Source organism: Sorangium sp. So ce362, assembly GCF_051519845.1.
GTDB lineage: Bacteria > Myxococcota_A > Polyangia > Polyangiales > Polyangiaceae > Sorangium.
The window spans coordinates 8,167,998-8,180,573 of the sequence record NZ_CP150332.1 but is presented as its reverse complement, the minus strand read 5'-3'; the positions used below and the strand labels follow the sequence as shown (position 1 = coordinate 8,180,573).

The 12,576-nt window shown below is 69.9% G+C and carries 7 protein-coding genes and 1 pseudogene; 6 read left to right on the top strand and 2 right to left on the bottom strand.

The genetic code is table 11. The annotated features are described in order from the left end of the window. The first annotated feature begins 2 nt into the window (after positions 1–2). The 6 genes and pseudogenes from WMF17_RS31330 (at position 3) to WMF17_RS31305 (ending at position 4,851) form a co-directional block, all read left to right on the top strand. A complete protein-coding gene (locus tag WMF17_RS31330) occupies positions 3–1,304 on the top strand; it encodes a DUF2169 family type VI secretion system accessory protein (protein ID WP_437644633.1) in 1,302 nt (433 codons plus the stop codon). Positions 1,305–1,324: 20 nt separating this feature from the next. Further along, positions 1,325–1,678, top strand: a complete 354-nt coding sequence (locus WMF17_RS31325; protein ID WP_437479048.1) for a DUF4150 domain-containing protein — start codon at positions 1,325–1,327, stop codon at positions 1,676–1,678. 4 nt (positions 1,679–1,682) lie between these two features. Further along, on the top strand, positions 1,683–2,540 hold the full coding sequence (locus tag WMF17_RS31320; RefSeq protein ID WP_437596865.1) for a hypothetical protein: 858 nt from the start codon (positions 1,683–1,685) through the stop codon (positions 2,538–2,540). Further along, the gene (locus WMF17_RS31315) at positions 2,537–3,583 is read left to right on the top strand and encodes a hypothetical protein (protein ID WP_437644632.1); all 1,047 of its coding nucleotides are present in this window, start codon (positions 2,537–2,539) and stop codon (positions 3,581–3,583) included. Before WMF17_RS31320 ends, WMF17_RS31315 begins: the two co-directional genes overlap by 4 nt. Positions 3,584–3,731: 148 nt before the next feature. Continuing rightward, positions 3,732–4,091: pseudogene (locus WMF17_RS31310) on the top strand (protein kinase domain-containing protein); the annotation flags it as partial. A gap of 511 nt (positions 4,092–4,602) precedes the next feature. Beyond that, on the top strand, positions 4,603–4,851 hold the full coding sequence (locus WMF17_RS31305; protein ID WP_437604388.1) for a hypothetical protein: 249 nt from the start codon (positions 4,603–4,605) through the stop codon (positions 4,849–4,851). On the opposite strand, the gene WMF17_RS31300 is transcribed toward WMF17_RS31305, so the two are convergent. Next, positions 4,843–6,549, bottom strand: a complete 1,707-nt coding sequence (locus WMF17_RS31300; RefSeq protein WP_437644630.1) for a hybrid sensor histidine kinase/response regulator — start codon at positions 6,547–6,549, stop codon at positions 4,843–4,845. The genes WMF17_RS31305 and WMF17_RS31300 overlap by 9 nt on opposite strands. A gap of 278 nt (positions 6,550–6,827) precedes the next feature. Then, positions 6,828–12,527, bottom strand: coding sequence for an AAA family ATPase (locus tag WMF17_RS31295; protein WP_437644628.1), 5,700 nt, complete (start codon positions 12,525–12,527; stop codon positions 6,828–6,830). Positions 12,528–12,576 lie beyond the last annotated feature (49 nt).

The following is a 12,576-nucleotide window of genomic DNA, read 5'->3' as shown; positions in this document are numbered from 1 at the left end:
CCTTGCTCCGCTCCGAAGCGGTCGGGTATCCTGCCGCGGCCGCGATGGAGCTCGAGAACCGCACTCCGTTTTCTGCGCTGGAGTACGACGTCGTCGACGCTCGGGGCGACGAATCGCACGTCGTCGTCGCGCGGGGCAGCTACGCGCTGCGCGCCGCGCCGGAGGCGGGCGAGAGCGACGGCGCGAGGATCACCCACGTTGCCGCCATCACCGAGGGGGAGCTCGTATTCTCGGATGTGGTCCACGGCGAGATCAACCGCAGCAGCGTCAAGTACGAGAGCGATCTTGCGCAGAGCAAGCCGAGGTGCGACGTCATCGTGATCGGCTCGGCGCACGCTCCGGCCGGCGAGGCTGTGGCGCGCGTCGACGTGCGAGCCCGCATCCGGCGCCTGGCCGCGATCCCCAACCTGGCGGAAGCCGGCACGCTGCTGGATCACCACCTGGCCGTCCGCGGAGCGCGGGCGTTCGAGCGCAAGGACGATGGATGGGCGCTGACGGATCCGGAGCCCTTCGCGGCGCTGCCGCTGCGCTACGAGCACGCCTTCGGCGGCCAGCTCAAGGTGTACGCCGAGGACGAGGCCGCGAAGCGGGTCGACGACGCGCACCGGCTGAGCGAGGCGGCGCGCCGGGCGCACCCGGAGGCGGACGCTGCCCCGGTGGCGCACGCGACCTGCGCGTACAATCCGTTCGGCGTCGGCTTCCTCGAGGGCTGGTACGCCGACGCGGCCGAGGTGAAGCGCTGGCCGGCCCCGCAGATCGAGGCGCCCGGCGCCGAGATCACGGCGGAGATCTTCGCGCGGATGGTGGCGGGCGAGGTGCGCGCCGGCGAGGTGCCGGAGCTGTCGCCGCGCGGGGTCGGCGTCATCGCCAAGCCATGGCAGCCGCGGTTGAAGCTGGCCGGCACCTTCGATGATCGCTGGCTCGCCGAGCGCTGGCCGTACATGCCGCCCGACTTCGACATGGCCTACTGGAACGGCGCGCACCCCGACATGCAGTGCGACTACCTGTTTGGCGGCGAGCTCGCGGAGCTGTGGAACCTGCTGCCGCGGAGCGCGCCGGGCGTGACGCCCGAGACCGCGGGCACCGCCTGCCGCTTCCACGTGCCCGAGGCCGCCGTGGTCGTCCGGCTCACCGGCAAGGACGCCGCGGTGAGCTTCGCCGCCGTGCCCATCGACACGGTCATCGTCGACCTCGAGCAGATGCGCCTGTCGCTCGTGTGGCGCGCGTGCATCCCGGCGTCGCTCGAGGTCGAGGGCATGAGCCTCCTGGCGTTCGGGTACATGCAACAGACGGGCGCGGCGTAGTCGAAGGACGGAGGAAGAACATGCCGATCGGAGCTCGAAAGGACAGCAGCTTCTACGCGGTGACCCTCGCCCCGGACGTGTGCTTGACCCCGGTGGGCGGCGCGATGGTGCCGGTCCCGTACATGCTCTACGCCAGCTTCGACAGCAGCATGAAGTGCATCGAGCACGTGAACCTCAACGGCAAGCCCACCTACGTCTACGATCACAGCCTGGCGCCGACCGTTCAGGGCGACGAGCCCGGCACCGGCGGCGGCGTCAAGTCGGGCGTGAACCAGGGCAAGGTGTGGTCGCACGAGGCGTCGACGAACGTCCGCGCCGACGGCCGGCGCATCGTGCGCAGGGGCGATCGCTGCTGGATGAACGTGAAGGCCTGACGCCGTGGCCCTCCCTCCCAGCGCGCAGATCGACGCCTCCGTGCGGGGCGAGACGCCCGGCGACGGCAACCCAGCCGCCAACGCGCTCGGGCGCGTCTACACGACACAGAGAGAGGGAACGCAGGTGGCGCTGCTCGACGAGGAGCTCGCCAGGCAGCTCGCGGCGGAGGCCGCCAGGAAAGCGGCGGAGGAGGCCGCAAAGAGGGCGGCGCCGGGCGCCTTGTCCACCCTCGGCCCGGCGGCCGGCGGAGCGGCCGTCGGCGCGGGGGTGTGGGGCGCCATCGCCGGCGGCATCGGCCTGATCGGCATCTCGCGGACCCGTGCCCTCACCGAGGACGCGCTCACCGATCCGTCTCAGCGGCCGATGCGCACGCCCTTCCTGGGCCTGGACATGGGCCTCGGCCCCCGCGCGTCCCCGAGGCTCGACACAAACGTCCGGGTCACGGGCCCCCGGTGCCTCGTGGGGCGGCACGGCGACCTCAAGAAGATCTGCAAGCTGCTGCCGGGCGAGGGCTCCCAGTCGCACCACATCGTCCCCGACGAGTTCGTTCGATCGGGCACGCGCAACGGCTCCCAGTACCGGATCCTCTCCGAGGACGACGGCGCCGCCATCTGCATCCCCGGAAATGCCTTCATCAAGGGCACGCTGCACAATGCCATCCACGCGGACCTGAACAACCTCCTCAACAACAAGGTCGCCGCCGGCCTGTCGACCGACGGCACCCTCCCGCTCTCCGACGTCATAGGATCGGCGCTCCGCGTGACCGTCGCGTTCAAGCCGGAGTGTACTGCCCAGATCATCCGCGAGGTGGGCAGGGCCTTCCAGGGGATCGACACCACCCAGCGAGTGAAGATCAGATGAACCCGAGCGGCGCGGATCCCCGAGCAACGCCGGACGAGCCGAGCGACACCCCGATGACGATCACGGGCGCGCTCGCCCTGAGCGCCTCCAGCGTCTATCTCTCGGCGACCTTCGCCACGCCGGGCGATTATACCCCGCATACAAGGCTCTTCCTGTACGACGAGGGCGGCGCCCCGCCGTGGACGGCGCACGATGCCGGCTTCTTCACGGTCGGGCTGGAGCAGCATGCCGCCCCCGGGGAAGATCTCACGCTGTTCGCGCTCTCCCTGGACGGCGAGGTCGAGCTCCTGTCCGCGCGGGGCGCGGTGATCGAGCAGATCCCGGAGGCCGGGCTCTACCGGCCGACGTCGAAGGGATACGGTTTCCTCACGGCGCTGCGCCGCGTCGGCGACCGCCTGTTCGCCTGCGGGAGCGCGGGACAGGTGTACCGGAGGCTCGGTCCCGGCCGCTGGGCGCACGCGGACGCGGGCCTCCTCCAGGCGCCCGGCGTGGACTTCAAGGACCTCGTGAGGCCCATCGACCTCCAGGGGCCGGCGGAGGACGACATCTACCTGGCCGCGCAGCAGCTCGGCCCGCTCGGGCTCGAAGGGAGCCTGTATCATCTGGGCGGCCCGCGGTGGCGCCGCCTCGAGGTGCCGCCGATCGGCGGGCTCAACGCGGTCCACGTCGAGAGCGCGCAGCGCATCTGGGTGTGCGGGCACGAGGGAGCGCTGCTCGTCGGCAATCACCGCGACGGCTTCCAGAGCGTGTCGAGGGAGAGGAGCCCGCACCTCTTCCACGCCGTCGCCCTGTACCAGGAGACCCTCTATCTCGGGTCGAACTTCGGTCTCTTCCGCTACGACCTCGAGCGCCGGCGCGCCGTGCGGGTGCGCACCGGCCTCGAGCAGGAGCTGCGCTACATTCACACGATCGAACAGGCCGGCGGCGTCCTCTGGTGCGTCGGCCCCACGGACGTCGCGCGCTTCGACGGCGAGACGTGGACCCGCGTCCATGCCCCGGAGGCGCCGGAGGGAACGACAGCTCCGAGATCGAGCCCGGCGTGATGGACTTGGTGCGCGGCGCGGAGACGCGCGGCCTCAGCGTGCTACTGCGATAACAGTCGCAGCGGTGACAACGTCCTCGGGGGTGAATACACCCCCTCACGCCCGCGCTCGCGTCGGCGGAGCCTGACTCGTGAAGCGCGCCCGCGGTATGCTCCTTCCTCAGGAGCCCCTGCTTGTCCCGCGAAGGCCACCGATCCCAGCCATCCTCCGGCGCCTCGGGAGCGGCGGGTTCGGCACCGTGTACGAAGCCTTCGACGGAAAGCGCGGCGCGCTCGTCGCGCTCAAGCTGCTGCGGCGCCCGGACGCCAGGGCCATCTACCTGTTCAAGCAGGAGCTTCGCGCGCTGGCCGGGATCGTCCACCCGCGCCTCGTCCGGCTCTACGAGCTGCACAGGGATGACGCGCGCTGGTCCTTCACCCTGGAGCTCGTCTCGGGCACGGACGTGATCACGCACGTGCGCGGCGAGGAAGGCCCGGACGAGGCGCGCCTGCGCGCGGCCTTCCGGGAGATCGCCGAGGGGCTTTCGTTCCTGCACGAGGCGGGCAAGCTCCACCGCGATATCATCGCCTCGTACCGCGTGGAGGAGGCCGCCACGAGCCCCGTCCTCCGCGCGCTGCTCGCGGCGCTGCGCGAAGGCCTCGCGGCGGACGTGCGCGTGCACGAGATCGACGTCGGCGAGCTGCCTCCCGCTGACGCCGTGGCGCTCGCGGGCGCGCTGCTCGCGGGCGCGGGCGCGTCAGGCGGCGCGGCGGCGCGGATCGCGGCGGAGGCCCACCGCAGCCCGCTCTTCATCACCGAGCTCGCGCGCCTCGCGGGCGAGAGCGGCCCTCCGGGCGGCGCCGCGCCGACCTTGTCCGCGTTGCTCGCGGGGCGCATCCGGCGGCTCCCCGCGCCACCGCGACCACCTCCAGCGCTTCCGCGAGGTCCTCGCCCGCGGGCGGATCGCGCTCTACGAGGGCGACGCGGCCCCGGCCCTGCGCTTCGTCCTGGCAGGGACGCCGCCTCTCATCGGCTCCGGCGTGGTCGCGATCCCGGTGGTGCGGGGCGAGCTCCACTACCTGCGCGCCCTCGCGTCGCTCGCGGTCGCAGCGCGCGGCGGCGCCCGGGCGATCGCCTTGCGCGTCCTCGCCCTCGCCGACGCGCGCGCGCTCGTCGCCTCGGCGGACGCGTGGATGGATGCCCGCGGCGTGCGGCGCCCCGCGCGCTTCGCCGCCACGCTGACCGCCTTCACGCCGCAGCCTGCGGCGGTAGCGTCGTTGCTACGCTGAGGGCGGCTCTCCTCCGGCCAGAGCCTCGGCATGCTTGGCCTCCAGCGGCAGCTTCACCGTGAAGCTCGCCCCCTGGTCCTTCCCTGCGCTGGCCGCCTCCACCGTCCCCCCGTGCAGCTCCACCAGGTGCTGCACGATCGAAAGACCCAAACCCAGCCCGCCGTGCTCACGCGTGGTCGAAGCGTCTGCTTGCCTGAATTGCTCGAATATATACGGCAAGAACTCCGGATCGATGCCGATCCCCGTGTCGCTCACCGCGAGATGCGCGTACGAACCCTCGCGGCGAAGCGACACCTTCACCTGCCCGCCCTGCCGCGTGAACTTCATCGCGTTGCTGAGCAGGTTCCGCACGATCTGCTGGAGGCGATTCGGGTCCCCGATGACCTGTTCTCCGGTCGACTCGACGCTGAGCTCCAGGCGGATCCCCTTCGTATTCGCCGCCGGCTCCGCCGATTTCAGCAGCGTTTCTAGCATCTTGGCCAGATCGACAACCTCCACGTCGAGGCTCAGCCGCCCGCTGATGATACGCGACATGTCCAGGAGGTCGTCGATGAGCTTGGACTGCGCCCGCGCGTTCCGCTCGATCGTCCCGAGCGCCCGGCGCAGGATCTCGTCCGAGGGGCCGTGGATCCGGAGCAGGTGCGACCAGCCGAGAATCGCGGTGAGCGGCGTCCGTAGCTCGTGGCTCAGCAGCGCCAGGAACTCATCCTTCTGCCGCCCGGTGCGCTCGAGCTCCGCCCGCGCCGCCTGTTCGCGAGAGAGGAGCACCTCCCGCTCCGCCTCCGCCCGCTTTCGCTCGCTGATGTCCGTGGAGATCCCGCAAACCGCATACGGCCGGCCCGACTCGTCGAGGAGCGGGCACTTGATCGCGATGTACGTGTGGAGCCCATCGTCCTGGGGCACGATCTCTTCCTTCTCCAGCGGCCCCCCGGCCGCCGCCACCTGCTGGTCGAAAGCGCGAAATGCGCCGGCATGCTCCACGGGGAAAAAGTCATAGTCGGTCTTGCCGATAATCGACCGCGCGGGCACATGAAATAACTCTTCGAAGCGGCGGTTGATCATCAAATATCGGCCTTCGAGGTCCTTGACGTAGATGACCGCTGCGGAGTTCTCGACGATGGCCTGAAGCAGATGCTGGCTCTCGCGCAAAGCATATTCCGCGCGTCGGCGCTCGGCGTTCTCCGCTTTGAGAGCAGCGTTCGAGCTCGCCAGCTCGGCCGTGCGCCTTCGCACCCGTTGTTCCAGCTCCTGATGGGCACGCTGCAGCTGCGCGTTCTTCGCCACGAGCTCCTTTTGTGCCTCGCGCAAGATCAGTTGCGTCTTGATCCGCGCGAGCACCTCTTCAATCTCGAATGGTTTGGTGATGTAATCGACGCCCCCCGCCTCGAACCCCACGAGCTTGTCCGCCACCTCTCCGAGGCAGGTCATGAATATCACCGGGATGTCTCGGGTGCTCTCCGCCGCTTTCAGGCGCCGGCAGGTCTCGAAGCCGTCGATCCCAGGCATCACCACGTCCAGCAGGATCAGGTCGGGTCTCATGAGGCCAGCCCGCTTCAAGGCCGCCTCCGCGTCCTGAGCGGCGAGCGCCCGATGACCTGCGGATTCCAGATGATCCACCAGCACGGCCAGGTTGGTGGGCATGTCATCCACGATGAGGATCGTGCCCTCACGAGCACCGGGCGCGGAGGCTCTGCTCATGATCGCTGACCGCCCAAGGCGCGCCGCGCACCGAGACGCGCACCGAGACGCGCACCGAGACGCGCACCGAGACGCGCACCGAGACCCGGCATCACCTTCCACGCGAACCCCCGGGGCAGCCGGACCGAAATTTCCCATGGACGCCGATCACTCGCGCGACAGGGCGACAGCAATCCGATTGGCCGCGGCCGCAGGGAAAGCCGTGAGGGCCATATGATCTGATACGGGGTCCACGCCCAGGATTCCATGATACGATCCGCCTCCTCGTCGGTTGCTCGTCAGGTGCTCTCGCCGGCCACCGCCCGGCCTACCGCGGCATGCTCCTCGACGAACTCCTGCAGCTTCCGCAGCTGATAGGTCCGCGCCAGCGTCTGGAGCTGCTCGAGCCAGGGGCCGAGTCGCGGCTCGTCTTGCTGCATCCGCTCCGCCTCCGCCAGCACGTTCCGGATATGGCCCGACGCCACCAGCCACGATAGCCGCGATAGCTGTTCGGCCGAGGGCGGCACCAGCGCGCTATCCCGCTTCACCGCCATGCGGGCCGCGGCTCTCGCCGGCTCATGCGTCCATTCCACGCCCAGGGAACGCCCGATCTTCTCGAAGAGCAGGCCGGCCTGCACCGGTTTGGGCAAGAAGTCGTCCCAGCCGGCGTGGGCCCCCTTCGGCTGTTCGGCGGCGGTGACGTTCGCCGACGAGGCCAGGATCACCACCCCGTCGAGCTCGGGCATCTGCCGCAGGCGACGCGTGGTCTCATAGCCGTCGAGCCCTGGCATGGCCAGGTCCATCAGGATCAGCGCCGGCCTGTGCTCCAGCGCCAGCCGCAGCGCGGCTTCGCCGCCGTCGGCCTCGACGAGGTCGAAGCCTATGGGGACCAGCAGATCGCCGAACAACGCGCGGTTACCGGGGTTGTCGTCCACGACGAGGATCTTGCGGCGCTCGCCGCGATAACCGGTGATCGTGTCCCACCCCAGGGCCTCGGCGGCGGCCGCGGGAGGGAGCGCCTCGGCTAGCGTGAGCGCCACCGTGAAGGCGCTGCCTTTGCCGATCTCGCTCTCGACATGGATGGTTCCGCCCATCTGCTCGATGATCCTCTTGCTGATGGCGAGGCCGAGCCCGGTGCCCTCGCTCTTCACCCTCTGGTCTCCCACCTGCTCGAAGGGGTCGAAGATGCGCGCGAGGTGCTCCGGGGCGATGCCGGTGCCCGTGTCCTCGATCCGGAAGCGCACCTCGCGCTGCCCATCTCCTCCGCCCTCGTCCAGCACGTCGACGAGCAGGGCGACCGCGCCGCGCTCGGTGAACTTGATGGCGTTGCCGAGCAGGTTCAGGAGCACCTGCATCAAGCGCTTCTCGTCGGCGTGCACGGCGGCGAGCGCCGGGGCCCGCACCTCGTGGGTGAAGGCGATGCCCCTCTGTTCGGCGCGCACGCCGCAGAGGTCCACCACGTTGTGCACGAAGGAGGGGAAGTCGAACGTCCGGGGGACGAGCTCCATCTTGCCGGCCTCGATCTTCGCCAGGTCCAGGAGGTCGTTGAGCAACGCCAGCAGGTGCTCGCCCGATCTCTTCACGATCTGCACCCCTTCGCGGCTCTTCGGCGAGAGCTCGGGCGCTCGCATGAGGAACTGAGCGTAACCCAGGATGCTATTGAGGGGCGTGCGTAGCTCATGGCTCATGCTCGAGAGGAAATCGCTCTTCGCTCGATTGGCGCGGTCGGCAGCCTCCTTGGCGATCCGCAGCTGCGCCGTGCGCTCCTGGATCTTGACCTCCTGGTCCCGATACAGCACGGCGTTCTCGACGGCGATCGCTGCCTGTGAGGCGAGCACCGACAAGAGCTCCACGCGCGCGGGAGGGAACGCCGACGGCACGTCGCGGTGCTCCAGGTACAGCACGCCGACTACATGGCCCCGGTGCGTCAAGGGCAGCGCCAGCAGCGAGAGCACCGCGTGCAATGCCAGGTACGGGTCGCCGGCGAAGCGCGCCTCGGACCTCGCGTCGCCTATCACCACCGGCTCGCCCGTGCGGGCCGCATACTGCACCACCGCCACCGGCACGTCGTGGCTCTGCCCGAGAGGCTCCGACAGCCCCGCCTCGATGCGGGTCTCCTCCACCCATAGCCGAGCAACGACCGAGAGCGCTTCCCCTTCGCTGAGCACCAGGGCGCCGCGCTGCGCCCCCGCGTTCTCCAGCGTGAGCTCCATCAGCCGGCCCACCACGCGCCCCGGGTCGAGCTCGACCGAGAGCGCCTGCGCCGCGCGCACCGCGGTCTTCACGTCGAAATGCGCGCCCGTGGACCCACCCGTGGTCGTGGTGGTCGCCGTTACGGTCGTACGCTCGGGGGTCGACGTGTGCACGGACACCTTGAGCACGGCGGGATACCTCGCGCGCAGATGGGCGACCACGGCGTGAGCGCCCCAGCGCGCGTAGGCATCGTGAGCCTCGCGCAGGTACATCGCCCCGACGTGGCTCTTGCCCGTCTCCAGTCGAAACTCGGCGGAGAGCTGGGCTGCCAGGGCCTCGATGTGCAGGAAGCGGTGCTCGCGCGCCAGCTCGATGGCCTCGTCGTATTTGGCCGCTGCCTCATCGGGCTTGCCCAGGACGCGGGCGTATTCCGCCTCGCCGAGGCGCAGCTTGTGGAGGAAATTGGCCTCGCAGCCTTCGGTGAAACAGCGCAATCGCGCGAGGCCGTGCTCGATGTGCCGCCGCAGCCGCGCCCGTTCCTCGCTCGTGGCGGCGCTGGGCCAGCACTTCGCTGCCGCGAGCGCGAGGAAGAGCGCGATGTCCGTCACTGGCGGAACTCCAAGGATGTCTGCCTGGAACAGCTCCGCCTCCCGCATCCTCGCCAGCGCCCGCTCCCACTTGCCGACAGCACAGAACAGATACCCTTCCAGGGTACGAGCGAACCCTCCGGTGTACCTGTCCCCATCGGCCAGGAGGGAGCGCGAACCTCGTGGCAACGGCTCCTCCTCCAGGAGGCGCTTGGCTCCGTCAGGAGACATCAAGACCTCGCAGTAGGACGCGACCAGCTCGAAGTGGTGTCGCCCGACGGCGTCCCCTGCGCGCTGCACCAGCTCCCAGCGAGCCTTTTGCTGCGCATCGACCTGGCCGAGCGGCAGACCACGCCACACCCGGTAGTAGAGCAGGTCGGACAGGAGCCCCCAGCTCGTGCCTTGAAACGACCCGATCTTCAAGCCGGCTGCGACGGCTTGCTCGTACACGAGGGACGCTTCATCGATGGGCCTCGAGTGGACAAGGTAGATCCCCTTGAGCGCGATGCACTCGGGGAGCATCTGGGAGCCCACACGCTCTGCGGCGCGCACCCCGGGCGTGAGCCAGCGCATGACACGGCGATACATGCCCGTCGCCACCGACCATGCGTTGGCGAAGCTGCAGATCATGAAGGTGGCAGCCGGCGTGAGCGCGTCCCGCCGTATCGCCTCGGACACGATGCGGGCGATGACGAGCGAATACAACATCGGCCGGCCACCGTAAATCGCGCAGAGCTGCGCCTGCGTCATCAGGGCGTCGATGAGCCGGTGCTCCTGCGACTGATCGACCTGCATTCGATCAAACCCGTCCGGGTCGTGCTCGAGCCATTGATCCAGCTCGGTGGACTCCTGCAGGAGCGCTGCCTGACACGCCTCATCCGTGTCGGGGAACGTGATGCCCTGCCTCGCAAGCGCGGCCATCCCGAGCCCGATTCCCCGCGCGTACTGCCCCGTGGCGACACAGCAGCGCGTGCGGATCTCCTGCGCCGAGAGCCAGGCGACCTCCGGCGGAGACCTGTCCAGCAAGGCGAGCGCCCGCGCCTCGACGTCGTCGAACTCCCGCAACAGATAGGCGGCCTCCAGGCGCTCCAACCCGATCTCCGCCGACAGCTCGCGCTCCTGCTCCCAGGCGCGCTCGCCGAGGAGCGCCTGCGCGCTGTCCAGCAGGTTGGCCATCAATCGGTACGAGCTCGCCGCCTTCGCGGCGCGCGCGGCCTGCAGGTTCAGCCGCGCGAGCGCCTCGCGCTCCTCCACGGACTCGAGCCGCGCCGAGCCCAGGTTCAGGTGCCGCACGAGCTCCAGGAATTGCTGGGCCGTACCCCCCTCGGCACGATAACGCGCCTGGAGCCGCCGGCCGATCTCCAAGTGCGCGAGCACCCGCTGCTCCGGCGAGATCCGCTCGTAGCTCGCCTGCTGCACGCGGTCGTGCAGGAACCGGTACGCCGCGTCCAGCGCCACCCCGCCAGTGCCTCCGAGCGCCTGCGCGGGGCGGTAAGCCCCATCGACCGGCACCACCAGCTCGGCATCCAGCGCCGGCCATAACGCCCCCGTCACCGGGGCGCGCTCCCACCCGCTGAGCCGCTCCAGGTCCTGCAGGTGGAACGTGTGACCTGCGCAGGCCGCGAGCCCCAGGAGCTGCTGCGTCGGCTCGGGCATCTCGCGCACCTCGTCTGTCAAGAGCGCCACCACGTTATCGGTGACGCCCGCCTTCTCCAGCGACGATTGCTCCCACTGCCACGCCCCGCTCTCCGGGTCCCTCACCACCTGCTTCTGCCGGTGCAGGGAGAGCAGCAACTGCTCCAGGAAGAAGGGGTTTCCGCGGGTCTTGTGCGAAAGCACGCGTGCCAGCGGCTCCACCCGCGCGGGCTCGCTCTCCAGCGTCCGCGAGCACCACGTTTGCACCTGCTCTCCCGACAGCGGACCCACCGTAATTCGCGAGACCTTGGCCTCGCTCTTCTCCGCCGCCTCCACGAGCTTCCACAGCGGGTGCTCGGGCGGCGTCTCGTTGTCGCGGTACGCCGCGATCACCAGCAGCGATTTACGCTCCACGTCCGTCAGCAGCGTCTGCAGGATGATCAGCGTCGCGCTGTCGGCCCACTGCATGTCGTCCAGGAACATCACGAGCGGCGGGTTCGGCGCCGTGACGGCTCGCACGAAATTCAGCCACGTCAGCTTCTGCCGGTTGAGCACCTGCTCGCCCTCCACCGGCGGCACCGGCGGCAGCTTGCCCATGACCAGGTCGAGCTCGGGCACCACGTCCGCGATGAGCCGCGCGTTGTCCCCGACCTCGCGCCGGATCCGCGCCTGCCAGGCCTCGAGCACCGCCTCCGAGCTGGAGAGCCACTGGCGCATCAGCGCCCCGAACGCTCGCGCTAGCGCCGCGTACGGCGTCGACCGCGCGAGCTGATCGTGCTTGCCCGCGATCAAGAGCCCGCGCCCCGCCTGCGCGATATCCCTGTAGACGGTGCGCACCAGCGCCGTCTTGCCGATGCCCGAGGGGCCGCCGACGAGCAGGAGCTCCGTCACGCCCTGCGCGGCGCGCGCAAAGGACTCGCCCATCCGCTCGACGTCGCGCTCCCGCCCCACCAGGACCTGCGGCAACCGGAGCTTGCGCGAGAAGTCCTTTCTTCCCAGGCCGAACGGCTCCACCGCGCCCCGCTCGTCCCATTGCCGGAGAGCCTCCTCCAGATCCTCCGCCACGCCGCGGGCCGTCTGGTAGCGTCGCTCCGGATCCTTGGCCAGGAGCTTCGCCACGATGGCTGCCACGGCCCCAGGGACCTCCGGAGCGACGGAATCGAGCGGAGGCGGGTCCTTGGCCAGGTGCGCGTGCACGAGCGAGAGCGGATCGCGCTCCGTGAACGGCAGCCGCCCCGACATCACCTCGAAGAGCGTCACCCCCAGCGAGTACAGGTCCGTGCGCGTATCGAGCGCGCGCGCTGTGCGCCCCGTCTGCTCCGGGGAAATATAGACCAGCGTCCCCTCCAGCGCCTCGGGGATGCTCGCCTCGGTCGCCTCTTGGGACAGGAACGAGGCGATGCCGAAATCGAGCGGGTGTAGATCCTTGGCGACGACAAAAGTCCGTGCGCTTTCATGGTGTTGCGCCGAAGGCGCGGTCCCTGGGACCGCGCCCCTATCACATCGACGCAGACGCCCGTCGACGTAGCCGGTGGACTTGGCCCCCCTGCGACGTTGATGCCGTGCACTTATCCGCCGGCCCAAGCGCGAAGCCGCAGCCCAGGTTCGGCCGCGAGAGGTGAAAGAATCCGGG